Genomic DNA, 15860 nt, shown 5'->3' on the forward strand with positions numbered 1-15860 from the left:
TGTCATAAAGGACTATCACATATAAAATGTCATAGCAAAGGAGGGGATTCTTCCATTACATTGCCCCTCCATGTCTATATAAATCATTTCCACAATCGATCTAACTGATTTGAATAAAAATCAATGGCCTTTCGATAACTCAAAATAGCAGGATCGTTTGTCGTTTCAGTTAAACAGTTCAGTAATATTTCCATGGCTTTGTTATGTTCATTTAAATTATACAAAGTCATGGCATAAAACGTTTGAATGGCTTTATTATGCGGATAAGCTTCCATCGCATGGAGGAATATCTGTTTTGACTGTTCATATTCCCCTATGGTTCTGTATGTACTTCCTAATCCTAAAAAAGCATCTTCTCTTTCTTCTGAAGACAAACCTAGCTCAAGCGCCCTCTCATAAAAAAAGACAGCTTGTTTTTCCTTCCCTAACACATCATAGCTCCAAGCACATTGATAGTGAATGGAGGCATGATCTGGATACTCTTCTACAAGACGGATGAGCATGTCATTGGATTCTTGAAGATGTCCACTTTCTCGAAGTTCAATCGCTTTCAGAAGTTTCGTTTCCATTACATCACCCCTATTTTTAAGATGGCTGGAAAGATATGTTTACGAGAACACTTTCTCATTCCGCTCAATCATCCGTGTCATGTTCTTCTCAAACTCCAGTTGTTCCTCGGTGGTCAACCCTGAAGCGGTCAGTTGCTCGCTCAGCTTTTGAAGTTCTTCTAGTAAAAGACGCATGAGAAGCGCACAGTCAATGGGTTCTCCAGTTAATTCTGATAGGGATGCCATCGTATCAGGCTGTATATCAGGGAATACCGCTTTCACCTCATGCCGTTTATCCTTTAAGGCCGCCTCATAAAAACGGCGAATCAAATCAGCTCGTTCCCGGCCGCTTCCATCTGCACACAAATAGATCTGCACAGCGACCCCTCCGCGTAATCTACGCTGAGAAATGCCGGCAAATTTCTTTCCATTGATGCTTAGATCATAGCTGCCCGGACAATAAGATCCGACAATCTCATAAGCTTCAATGTCCACCTCATACAGCGACAGCATCCGGCGGATCAATTCCACCATCGCATCATATCCTCGGTCAATATCAATGCCCTTCTTTTGTTCCGCAAAGATTAAAGACACATTCAGTACGCCTTCATCCAGCACAACAGCAAGACCGCCTGAATTGCGCACAATCACGCGATATCCCTCTTTCGCAAGAAGCTTTACACCATCTTGGAGAAATGGAAGTCTTGTATCCTGAATCCCAAGAACGATCGTATTGTGGTGCACCCAAGAACGTGCTGTCGCTGGTGAGAGTCCTTTCCCGACCGACGCACAAAGCGTATCATCCATCGCAAAAGATTGCTTTGGGTCTACATAGAGACCAAGGCTCGATTGATCTATGATTCGCCATGTCGGCTGCGTCAATAACTCAATAGGTTCATTTTTCATGTCCTGCATATCCTCTCGTTCATAAACTGTGTTTATTATAACATGGAGGGAGAATGAGAGAGAAAAAAGCTCTATGACAAGGAACGTCACAGAGCTTTTCAACTGGATTTGGTTTTCTTGTTCTTCCTTTTCGAAATGAAATAAACAGCTGCAATCAAAACGACAGGAACCCCAACCACGAGGCATGCAGCGATCAATGTGTTCCACGGCAAATCGATCATCTCCTTAATAGACTAAACTTCTATGAAACAGCCGTGACTTACCCAGCTTAACAAGTCTTCAGCCACCAATTCCGCATGCTGAGGGTCCATCACACCAGCATCGACGATCCACACTTTTTTCTCTTCTTCTGCCTGCCGCATAAGAAATACTCGCCCGCCGCCATCGTCACCAATGGCTACATAGCCGCTGGCATAATGATGGACTTCCCATGTTTTATTGCGTTCTACTATGTCTTCAGTTCCGTATAAAAGCAGGTCGCCTCCAATGGAACATCCATTTGATTGTTTCAGTAAGACTTGATGGGCATGAGGAAACATCATATTTAGTTCAGCTTCTGCCTCTTTGATATGTATGTCACTTGCTGGTTCGTTCATGACCAAGTTGGGAATCTGAGAAAAATGAATCATTTTGAAAGCCTCCTAAAAGGTTGAACTAGCGTTTATTCAGCTGATTTTGTCATAATCCTTTTATACACCCGCAGGAGCACCTTTAATAGAAAATAGAAAATGATGACATCGAGTATAAAACCAAAAAATAGAAATTCAACACCATAATTTGAATGCAGGACTAGCCAATCAATGGGAAAACCTCGATAATCCGAACCGGCATGTGGGACATAAACCCCTCTCATAAAAGCTGTCCCAATGACGAGAAGAACACTGATGCTTAATAGCCAATTGACTGTTTTTTTGTTGATGTGTTTTTTCTGATTCATACGAATTCCTTTCTGTGTTTTTGTATCGCTTTCTAATACAAAGACTTCTACCTATCACTATATAATCAATACAACAATTCTTTTAGTAGACTTTCCGCTTTATGTAATTCATCTAAGAATGGATTTAGATAGTCATTATGACTATCCAAGTAAGCCCTAACTCCGCCAATGATAAAGACCTTTTGGAGATCATCATTTGCTTGCATGATTCTTTGGGCATTCTTGTATCTTCTATATATTAATTCAAGTACACCTTGATTGATCTCTTGCGAATATTCTTTTTCTAGGATGTTGATGACCGTTTGGATTTGTTTTGTTAGTTCTTGTTTTTTGTGCATTTAATGCTCCTTAAGACTTTGGCTCATACTAATAAATATCTAACCGTTGACAATTAAAACTTATAAAATCGCCTTCATTTATATCTCCCGGTATATTGTAATCTAATTCTAATAAAAGTCCGCCTACCTTCACTTTTTCATCACGCTTATCAATTAATTGTCCTAAAAAACTATAACTGAAATTATCATCTAATTTTTCAATTCTATACTCTGACAATTCAGCTTTCACTAAGTCTGACACGTCTAAACAATAAATAGGTTCTAATAGTTCATTTTCTTCAAGGTAATTTAATGGTTGAGCAAAACACATTATTTCCAGTTCGCCATCTGTTACAATCACTTCAGCTTCTGAGGCTTCTTGTGAAATCCAGTTTATTTTTTTTATTTTCAATACGATCACCCTTTTTTACTTCTTTGTTTTTATCCCTAAACTTGGTGCTTTTTTAGAAAGTTCTTTAACCGATTTTATATGAAATGTGGTGATATTTCCTGTTTTTCTATCGAGCCCAACAAATCCGTATTTTGCACTTCCCTTTCCACCAACAATTCTCACATATCCATTCAGTTCTGGTACATATTGTCCCTTCTGAATAAGGTGATTTGCATCTTCAAGATAATTTTTAATATTGTATTTGTTTTTGCCCATTGCACCCATTATCTCTTTACTATGCTTTTCAAAATGAATAATAGCTTCATCACCTTTGAATTTAATCAGTTCACCCGTACCCTTTCTTGTCTTCTCAACCCTCTTCACCACATTCTTCCCTTGATCAATCTTAAAGACATATTTCCCGCCTTTAATGATTTTCATAAATGGGATAATAGAGGCTGCGGATAAGGCTTGTTCTGTGCTACTAATATTTTTGCTGGTTTCTGGGTCTTTGCCGGTGACGGCTCGATAACCGTCATAGATTCCGCTGTATTCTAGGATGATGTTTTCGGTTGTTGAGACAACTTCACCGTCTAATATGCGTTTCGCATTGCCACGGCTGCGGCTTTCTGGAATTTTGTCGACTTCTTCTATTTTTACTTCGCCGTTTGCGATATACGTTCGGATGATTTGTTTATTGGCGTAAACAGTGTATCGGCCGCCAATAAAATCAATATCGGATGAGTCAGTGACGACTTCATCTGCTATATCGAATTCTTTTAATTTTTTAATGCCTTTGACGTTGTATAGTTTACCATTTATGACCCTGATGTCTCTATGAATCTTGTTTTTCCCGTCCACAGCTTCCCTTTGCAATGTCGTAAGTGATGGATCGTTTGCTGTGACTTGTTGATTAATGTTTTTATGAGATTCGTCCCGAACAACCGTCTCCACATTCGCCTGTTGTTTCTCTCTCAGTTTCTTCAGCATGATCATCATCGGATGGTCTTTCGTGTTGTCTATTTTGTCATTCAATCCGCTGATCGTGCTGCTTATTTTTTCTTCTTTTCCATTTTTGAAAATAGACCCTTTTTGATAGCTCGTGATGTCGATTTTGGGACCGGTGAACATGGTGCTTAGCGTGTTGATGTATTGCTTCATTGTTTGCAATGCACTTGTTGTTTCATTCATAGCACTTGTTTGTTCTCTGTCAAAGGCATGGAGCAGTCCAATGGTTCTGGATGTCTCAAGCCACGTTTTTTGATAGCTCTGTTGAAAAGCAGACTCGTCTACATGAGGCAAGTGAACGATATGACTGACCCTGCCGATCGCCTGGCTCACATCTGAAACAATGTCAGAAATCGCTCGCTCTGCTTTTTTTAAACCTGAATCAAGTTCGTGTTCAATAAATGCTTGTGATATAAAGCCGTGCTGATTTGATTCAAGTGTATGAAGTGCCTGCTTTGTTTGTTTGAGCGCAGAGCTGTATTCCTCAATGACAACCTGAAAAAATTGCAGGAAGGGAATATGGCATTCTGTATAAAAGGAGCGGATGGCTTGTCCCGCCTCTCCCTTTAGTGCGCCATCAAGTGAGATGATCTGTTGGATTTGTTTTTCTATGGAGCTAATCTGTTGTGATTGCTGCTTTAATGTATTCAGCGTTTGGTCAATTCCGTTTATTAGCGCAAAAGCATCAAGGGTTTTCATTGCGTTCTCCTTTATTTTCTTTTACTGCTGGAAGCAAGCGCCTTGTCCGTTTCGATCATGGTGTTCACCGCTTGTTCTGTTTGTACAAGTTGTTTCTGAAGAATGTCTATATAGGATGTACTTAATTCGTTCAACTGCTGATTGATTTTTTCTAATGTGTCTGCCGTCAGGAGCTGATTTCTTCCTTTGATGGTTGTTGGAAGTGTTGCATTCATTTGAGCGCCTGATTGTTTTGCATGCTGTAATACTCGTTTGACCTGACTGGCATCTATTTTAATTTCTCTGCTCATGTGACTACCCTCTTTTTTCTTCCAATTGTTTCTGCTTTTCTTTCTCTATTTTTCTTTCAACCGAATGAATTTCATGTTCTAATGAATGGATCTCTGATTTTAAGTCGCTGATTTTCTCATCAATTCGGTTCACTAGATTGGTCAGCTGTACACTTTTTATCTCTTGACTGGCGGATGCCATCTCGTCTCGAATGTCATCAAACGTATCTGCGAGATGGCCAAACCATGTATGTGATGTCAGATCTGGATGAGTCATTTTCTTGTTAGCATCTGCCAGAGCAGACTTTGCTTCTTTTATTTCTTTTCGACACATGTTCAGTTCTATGATTTGTTCTTTTTTTATGGATATGTCTGCCTTTAACGAATACAAGGCTGTTGTATAACCGATGATAGCTCCAGACATCGTCAAACACCTCTATTCCTCAAATAGTCCTCCGTTATGTTACCATTTACTAGCACAAGAGGCATATGATTGAAAACGAATTCACTAAAAAATAAATCGTATGTATTGGGTTTTTATACCTAATTCACACGCACAAAAAAGCTGAATTCATCAACTGAATCCAGCTTTTCATGCTTATTTGAGCGAATCACCTGCTGATGCTGATGGATGATCGCTAAATGAGGTGTCTTTCTTCTCAGGTATATAATGGAGTGAAAACCCGACAAGGCTAAAAAAGGCACTTAACACCAGTGTTGGGTTTTTAAATAGGTTCGTACTAGCAATGATCATATCTCCCTTTTGCAAGAGAATTCCTAGTATTTGACCGAATACCAACAACGTTCCTGACGTTAGAAATAGGACAAGCAGCACTTTAAATAACAATTCCATCAATACTCTCATCTGTTTCTCCTTTCTATACGGGAAGTATCTCCATTCCAATGAGCCAGCCAATACCAACGATCGGAAGCATATAATAGAGGATCAGTGGGATAAAGGTTTTTTCTGGTCTGGCCCCTGCAAGACCAGAAGCGATAAATATGGACCCTGATGCAGGCGGGGAAGCGCCTTCAGTTGATGAAAAAGCAAGAATGGCAACTACAGCCACAACTGGGTCCACTCCAACTGAGATTAAAGCTGAAAATGAGACAAGCCCAACTGCTGTTAATGTCGCTGTTGAAGATAGAGGGCCTGCCACCAGTGTGACAAGAACACCCACAATGAGCACCATGAGCCATTTCGGAATGGCAAGTACTGATGTGATTTGCGTCAAATCATCTGCGAGCCCTAATTCAGCAAGCACTTGACTAGCAGCCACTGCAAACAGCATCAAAGCGCCAATCGTTGTGAATTTAGGAATGGCTGATTTGAAAAATTGAGACCAATCTAAAGCAGACGCCTTGCTTCTTCCAATTGTTAGACTAATTAATATCATGAGAATCGGAATCCACGTAATTAAAGAAATTTGATCCATTGCCTCCGGTCCGATGTTTGGATTACTTTTTAAGTAGTTTGCAAACGGACCAATGGTGATCATGATAGGAATCAAGGCACCGAAAAAAATAAAGATCGACTTCCACCCTTGTTTTACCGCTTCCCAGAAAGGAAGAATATCATCTGGCGGCATGGCCTGAATTTTATTCTTTTTCACCAGAAGATACACCAAAATAAATCGGTATACGACTTGATACAGTCCTCCTATTAGAAGGGCAATATATAAATCTCCCTCAGATACAAGGGCGGCAACTGGTGCAAACCCAAGCATGATAAACATGGAAGAGTTCGGAGGCAGTGCCGCTCCAAGTCCGCCATTCCCTGCTAGAATCGTGGCCGTATGGGTCCGGCTCCACCCGGATTTAATCATCCAAGAGGCCGTGATAGAGCCAGTCGCAGCTGTGTTTGCAGAATTTGAACCTGAAAGAGCGCCTAACACTGCTGAACCTAACGTACTCATATAAGCCGCTCCACCAGGAAGTTTGCCTACAACCGAATTTAGGATTCGTAAGAGTGCATGAATTAATTCCAACTTTTCGATTAAATAGGCCATGAATACAAATGCGACAGCTGCATAAAGCACCTCATATGTGGATGCAAATATTAAACCATCCCAGAAAAGTCTTAACGCATCTAATCCGCCAAATAATGTGGTCGCAATAAAGCCTAGTAGCATGGCTTCTCCCATATTCCGTTTCACCATAACATTCCATATAATGATGACAGCTATGAACACAATCAACGCAATAAAACCCATATCGTTTCTTCGCCTCCCCTTTATTAAATAAAACGCTTACAATTTATTCCCCTTGCTGCATCACGTCAATGACTTCTTCCCAGCTAGCAGGTTTTACCCCGTCAAATCGTTCAGCAAAGTGAAAGTCTGCTAATCTCTCAAGCTTCTGTTGTGCTGCCCGAGACATACTGGCATCAATCTCTGCTTCATCTAGCATTTCAATAGAGCCAAGCAGCTCAACCGCCCGTCTTTTTGCATGCAATGCACTCCCTGTCACAAGACGGTTCATGGTCTCTTCAAAACTTTTGCTATCGATTGTATCGCTTAGTGAAGAAATCACTTGATGTTCCACATTATATTTTTTGGAAATTTCCAAAAATTCAATCAAGAGACCGACAATCCCCTTCATATAAATGCTTCTGATTAGCTTTAGTGCCGAAGCATCTCCTGGCTGGTCACTAATTTTTGTGATATTCATGCCATAAGCATTCATCACTTTCATGAATTGGTCAACTCCACTGCCGCTTGCCGTGATCGGAACCTTGTGTTTGTTGATTGGAAGAGGCCCTAGCATGGCGGCATCTACAAATAGCGCTTCTTGCTTTTCAATTTCGTTTGCTACTTGTTTTTTGATGTCTGGTGTTGATGCCGATACATCTACATATAATTGATTCTTTTTCAAACTTCCCGATACGGATTGTGCCACTTCTAAGGTTTTATTCGCTGGCACAGCTGCAATCACAAGATCAGATTTCTCAATGACTTCGCTAATACTGCTCGTTAATTGAACGCCTGTTTGCGATGCTTTTTCTTTCAACGAGCCAGCTAATTTCTCACTTAGTAATAGGACATCATACGCATAAAATTGGTCTAATCCTTCTGTTTTCAATCCCGTTGACAGCTCATATGCTGCTTCACCATATCCGATAAAGCCTATTTTCATCACCGATTCCCCTATCCTTGAAATTTTTTCATTCTGCCTTCCAGCCATGCCGGTGCTAAGAGACTGATGTCTTGCTTTCCTTCGTCCACATACTGTTGAATCGTTTTTAATCTCTGATGTTCATACGCTTGTTTCTCTTCCGCTAGTGTCAGCAGGTGTTCCGCCTTTTCCCTTGGAACGATGACGACTCCATCATCGTCAGCAATCACTAGATCACCTGGGGCTACTTTGACACCGCCGCACGAGATGGTTTGATTCAATTCCCCAGGACCATCTTTAAAAGGTCCGTTTGGCATAAATCCCTTGCTGTAGATTGGAAAAGCCAGCTCCTCTAAAGAGAGTTTGTCGCGAACAAGCCCGTCAATCACGATTCCTTCTATTCCTACAGCCTTTGCTGAATGTGCCATCAATTCCCCTAAATAGGCATGACCCTTATGGTCTTTTCCATCAACAATCAGTACATCTCCTTCTTTAGCAGAGTAGATCGCTTGATGAAGAAATAAATTATCCCCTGGCCGTAAGCTAACAGTAAAAGCTGTGCCGACTACATTCATGCCTTTCGCAACTGGTTTGATTTGATGATCCATCGCGCCGGTGCATCCCATTACGTCTGACAGCAAGGTCGAGTTAAGCTTTTTTGCCCTAGCGATAAGATCATTTGACACGAAATGAACAGTACTCATTGTTTCCATCATCCCCTTTGAGTTATATTCATTACACTTATTTTTATTAAAGTAATATTTATTACTTTCGTGATATGATCATACCACCTCATTTTCAATTAGTAAAGCGCTTTCAAAAATAAAAAAATGAGTTCCACACGACTAATGTGTTGTGTGGTAACTCATTTTCGTTAACATATGATTGATTTGATCTAAACGTGGTTTTGTTCTTTCAGGATCATTCATCGCTAAGGCACTTAAAATGTAATCGACGATAAAGATAGCAGATACGACAGAGTTATGAGAGCCTACACTTGCTGAGGAACATGGTAATACATATTGTGCATATTTGGTTAATGGAGAGCTGTAGCTGTCTGTAATTAAAAGGACTTCCACCCCATAAGACTTCGCTGCTTCCATCAAATCTTTCATACGCTTTGCATAGCGCGGATAGCTGACAGCTATAATGAAATCACCCGAGTTGAAATGAACCAAATCATCCACCCAGTCGCTTTTGTCTGCATCAATGTATTGGCAATTCCCCAATAACCGATTGATTCCGAGTGACAGATACTCACCAACAGGTCTTCCACTTCGAACACTTGTACACAAAACGTGGCGTGCGCTGGCTATTTTCCCAACAATCTGCTGAAAGGTTTCTTCCGTGATATTGTCTAGTGCATACTGGATATTTTGAAATTGCAGTTCTACATGGTCATGCAGGAGCTTATTTTTATTTGAATGCTTGAGATTCGCTTCAAGTCTCGTTTGAGGGTCGGCTTTATGCTTCATAGCTGATTGAAGCTCTTTTTGGAATTCAGAAAAACCGGAATACCCCACAGCAGCAGAGAAGCGCATGATCGTTGCTGTACTCGTCCCGACTTTTGACGCCAATTTATCGACAGTTAAAAAAGCGACTTCCATTGGATTTTGTACGATATAATCTGCAATTCTCCTCTGCGCATCGGTTAAAAATGCGACCTTATGCTGAAGTTTATATATTAAATCCTCCATTATAGCACCTGCCTATCCTATCGGCTTTATCTACGATTCGTGTTTTCTTTTCACTCTTTATTGTACACATTTGGACAAAATAAAAAAACAGCCAGCACGAATCTATCGTACTGACTGCTCTAGTCGAGATGCTATTTTATAGTGCTTGAGCTGCTGTAATCAGCGCAAGATTGTAAACGTCTTCGGCATTACAGCCTCTTGAAAGATCGTTTACTGGCTGATTTAGACCTTGTAGGATTGGACCTACAGCTTCAAAGTTACCTAAGCGCTGGGCAATTTTGTAGCCAATGTTTCCTGCTTCAAGGCTAGGGAAAACAAATACGCTAGCATCGCCTTTGATGACGGAATCTGGTGCTTTTTTCGCTGCCACTGAAGGAACGAAAGCTGCATCGAATTGGAACTCTCCATCAAGAACAAGCTCAGGTGCTTTTTCTTTTGCAATGCGAACCGCTTCAGATACTTTGTCTGTTTCGTCTGATTTTGCTGAACCTTTTGTAGAGAAGCTAAGCATTGCTACACGTGGTTCGATGTCAAACATTTTTGCTGTGTTTGCACTTTCGATCGCAATTTCAGCAAGATCTTGGCTGTCTGGTGCAATGTTGATCGCACAATCAGCAAACACATATTGCTCTTCGCCGCGAGCCATAATGAAGACGCCAGAAGTTTTCTTTACGCCTTCTTTTGTTTTAATGATTTGAAGTGCTGGGCGCACTGTGTCAGCAGTTGAGTGTGCTGCTCCGCTTACAAGGCCGTCTGCAAGGCCTTTATACACAAGCATTGTACCGAAGTAGTTTTCATCCAGTAATGCTTTTCTCGCTTGCTCTTCTGTCGCTTTGCCTTTACGTCTTTCGACGAAAGCTTGTACAAGATCGTCAAAACCTTCATATGTATGAGGATCATACACGTCAACACCATCAAGTGTAAGACCTAATTCTTTTGCTTTTGCTTCTACTTCTTCCTTCTTACCTACAACAATTGGCTGCAATACTTTGCCATCTGCTAGTTTTTGAACGGCTGTTAGAATGCGTTCGTCCATTCCCTCAGGAAAAACGATCTTAACTCCTTTACCTGCAACCTTTTCCTGAACTGTTGAAAAAATATCTGCCACTTCAATACCCTCCTTGATTTTACAAAAAAAGCGTTCTCTTTTAAGCATACTCTTCTTCTACATAAATTCAAACTACCAACTTACATTATAGCGCTTACAATTTAAATTCTTATTTTTCAAACTAATTAAATCAATTTCTAGAAAAGCGTTTTCGTCGTTCAAGTTTTGATCACATCTTCATTTGGACAAACTATGTTATAGTTGGAACAGATGGAAAACTGTAAATAGGAGTGAAAGAAATGAGCGAACAACATACAACAAATGAAGCAGCTCAAACACTAGATGGCTGGTATGCGCTGCATGATTTTAGAACGATCGACTGGACAGCTTGGAAGCTGCTGACAAGCGATGAGCGTCAAGCCATCATTCATGAGTTCACAGGTCTATTAGAAAAATGGAAAACAGCCGAGCACCATCAGGCTGGAAGCCAAACAATCTATAGTATTGTCGGCCAAAAAGCAGATATTATGCTCATGATTTTACGTCCGACCATGGAAGAACTAGGTGAAATTGAACTTGAATTCAACAAGACACGACTAGCCGAGTTTACGATTCCAGCTTATTCTTACGTGTCAGTTGTTGAACTCAGCAACTACTTAGCAGGAGGCGGAGATGGCGGAGACCCTTACGAGAACCCACATGTACGTGCGCGCCTCTATCCTGAGCTTCCTTCTTCTCAATATGTCTGTTTCTATCCAATGGATAAAAGACGTTCTGGCAATGACAACTGGTACATGCTTTCAATGGATGAACGTAAATCCCTTATGAGAAGCCATGGCTTAATTGGCAGAAGCTATGCTGGGAAAGTAAAACAGATCATTACAGGTTCTGTTGGCTTTGATGATTATGAGTGGGGCGTCACTCTTTTCGCTGACGATGTGCTTCAATTTAAAAAATTGGTTTACGAAATGCGATTTGATGAAGTGAGTGCACGTTACGGCGAGTTTGGTTCCTTCTTTGTTGGAAACCGATTAGCAAACGAGCAGCTAGCGTCTTATTTCCATGTATGATAAACTCTTAAGGCTTCGGATCTCTCCGAAGCCTTTTTATGTATTTGTTTAGAAAGGTGATCTCATCATGAAAAACTTCCCCATCGCTATTTTTGCGTTAACGCTCGGTGCGTTTTCGATTGGCATGACTGAATTTGTGATCATGGGTCTTTTGCCAAATGTCGCAAATGATCTCCATGTATCTATTTCTGCTTCAGGTCAACTGATTACCGGATATGCACTCGGTGTCGCAGTTGGCGGCCCTATTTTAACGTTATCAACTGGAAAAATGTCGAGAAAACGTCTCCTCATCCTATTAATGATTCTTTTCGTGGCGGGAAATGCTGTCGCCGCTGTATCGACTTCTTATGGTCTGTTGATGGCTGCACGTATTTTAACGTCATTTGCTCATGGTACCTTCTTTGGTGTCGGCGCCATTATGGCTGCACGGCTTGTTCCTAAGGAGCGAAGCGCAAGTGCGATCAGCTTCATGTTTACAGGACTGACAGTAGCCAATGTACTGGGTGTGCCATTTGGTACCTTTATCGGAAATCAATTCGGCTGGCGCATGTCATTTCTCGTCATTGCCGTCATTGGTCTCATTTCCTTAATCGGTATTATCAGTTTAGTACCAAATCAATCGAAAGAAGAAGTATTAGATATTCGAAATGAAATATCGGTGTTGAAAAAGCCGCAGGTCCTCGTCTCCTTTGCGATGACGATTTTTGGTTTTGCGGGTGTGTTTACCGCCTTTACGTATATCAGCCCGATCCTGCTGCAAGTGACTGGCTTTCAGGAAAACGGGGTCACCCTCATTCTTGTCCTCTTTGGGCTTGGGGTCACCATTGGGAATTTAGTCGGCGGAAAGCTTGCCGACTGGAAGCTGATGCCGAGTATTATCATCACATTGATCTTGCTGATGGCTGTTCTGTTGTTATTCACATATACATCTGCCTTTAAAGTGCCTGCCGTGCTGACGATTTTTGTGTGGGGAATTATTTCATTTATTCTCGTTCCTACCTTGCAATTCCGCACGATGAACATGGCACATGAAGCCCCGACACTCGCATCAACGCTCAGTCATTCTGCCTTTAATATTGGAAATGCCGGCGGTGCAGCGCTTGGCGGTCTTGCTATTGAAATCACACATTTACAGCTTGTCCCGCTCTTTGCGGCAGGTGTGACATTCATTGGATTGATCATTACGATCATGAGCTATCAGTCAGATAAACGAATCAAAAGGACCTGAGGGCAGGTCCTTTTTCTATTTCACCACGGTCATTTCTGGCTCTTCTATTTGTTTCACACGTTCCTGAATGGGATGGGTAAAGGAATGCTCTGATAAGACAATATGGGAGACCGTTTTTGTAAAGCCAGACACATCTTGAATAAACGCTTCAATTTCTTCAAGAGAAGAAACAGACAGCTTAATGAAAAAACAGGACTGTCCTGCCACTCGATAAGCAAAGAACGCACGTGGATGCTGGTTCATAAATGTCACAAAACGCTGATACTCCCCATTTAATACGGTGACTTCCAGTAAACAGTCTATCATCAGACCCAGCTTTTTATAATTGACTTGAACAGAATACCCTTCGATAATCCCTGCATCCTCTAGTTTTCGCACTCTTTCTGCTACCGCAGGCGCCGATAAATTCACTCGTTTGGACAATTCCCTCATTGATAAGCGGGCATCTTCTCTCAATTCGTTTAAAATATGCACATCCACATCGGTGATTTTCATTCGTTACGCTCCTATCCCAAAATCGTTCCATTTGAAAAGTATTTTATGATGATACTTATGATACGAAATGTAAAATAAAACTAAATAATGGTAGAATTTATTTTAACGGAATTGAATGAAAAAGCAAGTATGGAGGGATCACTTGATGAAAGAATCTTTAGACAGCCAGGCTTCTAAAACATTTCCCATCACACTTGCCATTGCACTCACACTTGGCGTTTTTGCGGCGGGATCGGAGGAACTGGTGATTTCACCACTGCTGCCTGATTTATCAAACTCCTTTCAGCACTCTCTTGATGTTCTGGCTCTTTCCATCAGCATTTATGGGTTAGCTGTGCTGGTTGGAGCTCCACTGCTCGTTCCTTTAGGAGACCGATATTCAAGAGAGCTGTGTTTGATAATTGGGCTGTCCTTCTTTTTAATCGGAACAGTGATGTGTGCTGCTGCCCCAAATTTGGCCGTGTTTTTTGCAGGCCGTGCTATTTCTGGGCTGGCAACTGGTGTATTCGTGCCAACAGCCTATGCTCTTGTGGGCGACCGGGTTCCATACGAATATCGCGGCAAAGTGATGGGACTCATTGTATCGAGCTGGTCTCTTTCTCTTGTCCTTGGTGTGCCCATTGGCGCCTTTATCGGCCAGAGTTTAAACTGGCGCTGGACGTTTTGGATCTTCGCTATGATGAGTCTCATTGTCCTGCTGCTTGTCATCCTTGAATCAAGAAAACAAGTCAGAGCAGCTGATCCGAAGGCACCTCAAGCTAGAGAGAAAACAGGCGCTTTATGGGGAGCTTTGAAAATCGATCGTGTGCCTGCCTATTTGACTGTGACGTTTTGCAATATGCTTGGATTTTACGGCATGTACTCGTTTTTAGGTGCTTATTTGCAAAGTCTGTTTGATGGCGGACAATCAACAGCTGGACTTCTTATTATGGCTTATGGCGTCGGCTTTTCTATGAGTATGTTTACTGGAAAATTAGCAGACTGGTTCGGTAAAACCCGTTCCCTTGTCTTTGTGCTGGGTGGAATTGCGCTTGTTCTAGCCTTGCTTCCTTATGCGCCATTCTCGTGGATGTTGCTGATTTTCGCCCTATTTATTTGGGGTGCTATGCAAAGCTTATCTGTCACGCTTCTAAGCACCGTTCTAAGCGACTGTTCTCAAACCCATCGCGGGAAAGTGATGGCTTTTTACAGCCTGGCCTCCAACTTTGCTGTTATGCTCGGTTCCGCACTGATGGGACCCGTTTATGTCCATTTCGGATATCATACGGTAGGTCTTGTCTGTGCATTGATCACACTTGTTGGTTTTATCATCAGCTTTGGCAGCTATAAACGAGAACGTGCCTTACAGAAAAAACAGCCAACTACTCTTGAAACGTAAGCACATTTCACTGCACATCTCGATATGTGCAGTTTTTTAGATCAATTTTTAATATCATCATATATTACATTTTTTATAAAATTTGTTGACAATTACCAATTTTAAATTTTATAATCTAGTAAAAATTTGAAAAAGATTGGATGGTAAACATGATCCTAAAGAATGATGATGTGTTTCATTTCAAAGAAGAGCCAAGCCCTTCACCTAAGATGTTTACAGTCAACACACTAGGCCCTAAGGGGACAAGCAGTGAATACGCAGCAAAACATTTCATCTCTCAATCCACCACTACACTCGGCACTCATACGAAACTATCCCTTTATGACACATTCGAAACTTGCATTGAACATACTCTCTCTCAACCACTTCAATTTACTCTCGTTCCACACGCATATGAAGGCATCAAACACTTCTACATGAGACCAGATCTACAGCTTTTACAAATTTTCAGATGTGACACGCCCATGTATGGTTTGGCTGTCAGACCTGATTTCCCATTCAATGAACAAATGCTCCACCAATTAAAAATTGTCTCACATCCTGCACCTGTCAATTTAATTCAATATTTCATTCACCAAAATGCTGAATTTGAACTTGTTAATTCTACAAGTACTGCCGCACAGAAAGTAAGGGACGGCGAATTTGATTTTGCTTTAACGAATGAGGTGGCAAGAGCCACATATGGCCTCATCTTCATTCGAACGTTTAAAAGTATACCCATGAGCTGGTCCATATTCGGAAAAGGAGAGATATAA

Annotated in this window: 20 protein-coding genes; 4 read left to right on the top strand and 16 right to left on the bottom strand. The window is 41.3% G+C overall.

What is annotated here, in order from left to right; genetic code table 11:
- Positions 1 to 83: 83 nt before the first annotated feature.
- The 15 genes from NST01_RS17685 to pta form a co-directional block, all read right to left on the bottom strand.
- Positions 84 to 569, bottom strand: a complete 486-nt coding sequence (locus NST01_RS17685) for a tetratricopeptide repeat protein (RefSeq protein ID WP_008343561.1) — start codon at positions 567 to 569, stop codon at positions 84 to 86.
- A gap of 39 nt (positions 570 to 608) precedes the next feature.
- Positions 609 to 1454, bottom strand: coding sequence for a lipoate--protein ligase family protein (locus NST01_RS17690; protein WP_008343563.1), 846 nt, complete (start codon positions 1452 to 1454; stop codon positions 609 to 611).
- A 233-nt stretch (positions 1455 to 1687) separates the two neighbouring features.
- Positions 1688 to 2083: an SMI1/KNR4 family protein gene (locus tag NST01_RS17695; protein ID WP_017368244.1), complete on the bottom strand. Its 396-nt coding sequence runs from the start codon at positions 2081 to 2083 to the stop codon at positions 1688 to 1690.
- Positions 2084 to 2115: 32 nt separating this feature from the next.
- The gene (locus NST01_RS17700; RefSeq protein WP_024719453.1) at positions 2116 to 2391 is read right to left on the bottom strand and encodes a hypothetical protein; all 276 of its coding nucleotides are present in this window, start codon (positions 2389 to 2391) and stop codon (positions 2116 to 2118) included.
- Between the two features lie 65 nt (positions 2392 to 2456).
- The gene (locus NST01_RS17705) at positions 2457 to 2729 is read right to left on the bottom strand and encodes a hypothetical protein (RefSeq protein ID WP_017368246.1); all 273 of its coding nucleotides are present in this window, start codon (positions 2727 to 2729) and stop codon (positions 2457 to 2459) included.
- 28 nt (positions 2730 to 2757) lie between these two features.
- Positions 2758 to 3120, bottom strand: a complete 363-nt coding sequence (locus NST01_RS17710) for a hypothetical protein (protein ID WP_017360093.1) — start codon at positions 3118 to 3120, stop codon at positions 2758 to 2760.
- A 15-nt stretch (positions 3121 to 3135) separates the two neighbouring features.
- Positions 3136 to 4806: a T7SS effector LXG polymorphic toxin gene (locus NST01_RS17715; protein WP_048001136.1), complete on the bottom strand. Its 1671-nt coding sequence runs from the start codon at positions 4804 to 4806 to the stop codon at positions 3136 to 3138.
- A gap of 11 nt (positions 4807 to 4817) precedes the next feature.
- Positions 4818 to 5096, bottom strand: a complete 279-nt coding sequence (locus NST01_RS17720) for a YwqI/YxiC family protein (RefSeq protein ID WP_008343583.1) — start codon at positions 5094 to 5096, stop codon at positions 4818 to 4820.
- A 4-nt stretch (positions 5097 to 5100) separates the two neighbouring features.
- Positions 5101 to 5499, bottom strand: a complete 399-nt coding sequence (locus NST01_RS17725; RefSeq protein ID WP_008343584.1) for a YwqH-like family protein — start codon at positions 5497 to 5499, stop codon at positions 5101 to 5103.
- 174 nt (positions 5500 to 5673) lie between these two features.
- The gene (locus NST01_RS17730; protein ID WP_046526753.1) at positions 5674 to 5940 is read right to left on the bottom strand and encodes a hypothetical protein; all 267 of its coding nucleotides are present in this window, start codon (positions 5938 to 5940) and stop codon (positions 5674 to 5676) included.
- Between the two features lie 13 nt (positions 5941 to 5953).
- A complete protein-coding gene (locus NST01_RS17735; RefSeq protein WP_007497735.1) occupies positions 5954 to 7288 on the bottom strand; it encodes a TRAP transporter large permease subunit in 1335 nt (444 codons plus the stop codon).
- A 43-nt stretch (positions 7289 to 7331) separates the two neighbouring features.
- A complete protein-coding gene (locus NST01_RS17740; RefSeq protein WP_025208161.1) occupies positions 7332 to 8210 on the bottom strand; it encodes a prephenate dehydrogenase/arogenate dehydrogenase family protein in 879 nt (292 codons plus the stop codon).
- A gap of 11 nt (positions 8211 to 8221) precedes the next feature.
- Entirely contained in the window at positions 8222 to 8893 is a 672-nt protein-coding gene (locus tag NST01_RS17745; protein WP_341042292.1) for an RraA family protein, read from the bottom strand.
- Positions 8894 to 9034: 141 nt separating this feature from the next.
- Positions 9035 to 9886 (bottom strand): MurR/RpiR family transcriptional regulator, encoded by an 852-nt coding sequence (locus tag NST01_RS17750; protein WP_048001138.1) that lies wholly within the window; start codon positions 9884 to 9886, stop codon positions 9035 to 9037.
- A 136-nt stretch (positions 9887 to 10022) separates the two neighbouring features.
- Complete coding sequence (gene pta, locus NST01_RS17755) at positions 10023 to 10994, bottom strand: phosphate acetyltransferase (RefSeq protein WP_017360101.1); 972 nt, start codon at positions 10992 to 10994, stop codon at positions 10023 to 10025.
- A 239-nt stretch (positions 10995 to 11233) separates the two neighbouring features.
- Between pta and hemQ the strand changes: the two genes are divergently transcribed.
- Together hemQ and NST01_RS17765 are read left to right on the top strand one after the other, a co-directional pair.
- Positions 11234 to 12004, top strand: a complete 771-nt coding sequence (gene hemQ, locus NST01_RS17760) for a hydrogen peroxide-dependent heme synthase (RefSeq protein ID WP_017360102.1) — start codon at positions 11234 to 11236, stop codon at positions 12002 to 12004.
- Positions 12005 to 12071: 67 nt separating this feature from the next.
- The gene (locus tag NST01_RS17765) at positions 12072 to 13232 is read left to right on the top strand and encodes an MFS transporter (RefSeq protein WP_017360103.1); all 1161 of its coding nucleotides are present in this window, start codon (positions 12072 to 12074) and stop codon (positions 13230 to 13232) included.
- Positions 13233 to 13247: 15 nt separating this feature from the next.
- Here the strand turns inward: NST01_RS17765 and NST01_RS17770 are convergent, their stop codons facing one another.
- Entirely contained in the window at positions 13248 to 13727 is a 480-nt protein-coding gene (locus tag NST01_RS17770) for an Lrp/AsnC family transcriptional regulator (protein ID WP_008343601.1), read from the bottom strand.
- Between the two features lie 145 nt (positions 13728 to 13872).
- Between NST01_RS17770 and NST01_RS17775 the strand changes: the two genes are divergently transcribed.
- Both NST01_RS17775 and NST01_RS17780 read left to right on the top strand, forming a co-directional pair.
- Positions 13873 to 15105, top strand: a complete 1233-nt coding sequence (locus NST01_RS17775; protein WP_079919317.1) for an MFS transporter — start codon at positions 13873 to 13875, stop codon at positions 15103 to 15105.
- Positions 15106 to 15254: 149 nt separating this feature from the next.
- Entirely contained in the window at positions 15255 to 15860 is a 606-nt protein-coding gene (locus tag NST01_RS17780) for a bacilysin biosynthesis protein BacA (protein WP_017368256.1), read from the top strand.

Origin of the sequence: Bacillus sp. FSL R7-0166, assembly GCF_038008935.1 — a bacterium.
GTDB classification, from domain to species: Bacteria; Bacillota; Bacilli; order Bacillales; family Bacillaceae; genus Bacillus; species Bacillus altitudinis.

Coding starts and splice junctions, on each gene's coding strand:
- NST01_RS17685 (WP_008343561.1), bottom strand. CDS start 569: ATGGAAACGAAACTTCTGAAAGCGATTGAACTTCGAGAAAGTGGACAT.
- NST01_RS17690 (WP_008343563.1), bottom strand. CDS start 1,454: ATGAAAAATGAACCTATTGAGTTATTGACGCAGCCGACATGGCGAATC.
- NST01_RS17695 (WP_017368244.1), bottom strand. CDS start 2,083: ATGATTCATTTTTCTCAGATTCCCAACTTGGTCATGAACGAACCAGCA.
- NST01_RS17700 (WP_024719453.1), bottom strand. CDS start 2,391: ATGAATCAGAAAAAACACATCAACAAAAAAACAGTCAATTGGCTATTA.
- NST01_RS17705 (WP_017368246.1), bottom strand. CDS start 2,729: ATGCACAAAAAACAAGAACTAACAAAACAAATCCAAACGGTCATCAAC.
- NST01_RS17715 (WP_048001136.1), bottom strand. CDS start 4,806: ATGAAAACCCTTGATGCTTTTGCGCTAATAAACGGAATTGACCAAACG.
- NST01_RS17720 (WP_008343583.1), bottom strand. CDS start 5,096: ATGAGCAGAGAAATTAAAATAGATGCCAGTCAGGTCAAACGAGTATTA.
- NST01_RS17725 (WP_008343584.1), bottom strand. CDS start 5,499: ATGTCTGGAGCTATCATCGGTTATACAACAGCCTTGTATTCGTTAAAG.
- NST01_RS17730 (WP_046526753.1), bottom strand. CDS start 5,940: ATGAGAGTATTGATGGAATTGTTATTTAAAGTGCTGCTTGTCCTATTT.
- NST01_RS17735 (WP_007497735.1), bottom strand. CDS start 7,288: ATGGGTTTTATTGCGTTGATTGTGTTCATAGCTGTCATCATTATATGG.
- NST01_RS17740 (WP_025208161.1), bottom strand. CDS start 8,210: ATGAAAATAGGCTTTATCGGATATGGTGAAGCAGCATATGAGCTGTCA.
- NST01_RS17745 (WP_341042292.1), bottom strand. CDS start 8,893: ATGAGTACTGTTCATTTCGTGTCAAATGATCTTATCGCTAGGGCAAAA.
- NST01_RS17750 (WP_048001138.1), bottom strand. CDS start 9,886: ATGGAGGATTTAATATATAAACTTCAGCATAAGGTCGCATTTTTAACC.
- hemQ (WP_017360102.1), top strand. CDS start 11,234: ATGAGCGAACAACATACAACAAATGAAGCAGCTCAAACACTAGATGGC.
- NST01_RS17765 (WP_017360103.1), top strand. CDS start 12,072: ATGAAAAACTTCCCCATCGCTATTTTTGCGTTAACGCTCGGTGCGTTT.
- NST01_RS17770 (WP_008343601.1), bottom strand. CDS start 13,727: ATGAAAATCACCGATGTGGATGTGCATATTTTAAACGAATTGAGAGAA.
- NST01_RS17775 (WP_079919317.1), top strand. CDS start 13,873: ATGAAAGAATCTTTAGACAGCCAGGCTTCTAAAACATTTCCCATCACA.
- NST01_RS17780 (WP_017368256.1), top strand. CDS start 15,255: ATGATCCTAAAGAATGATGATGTGTTTCATTTCAAAGAAGAGCCAAGC.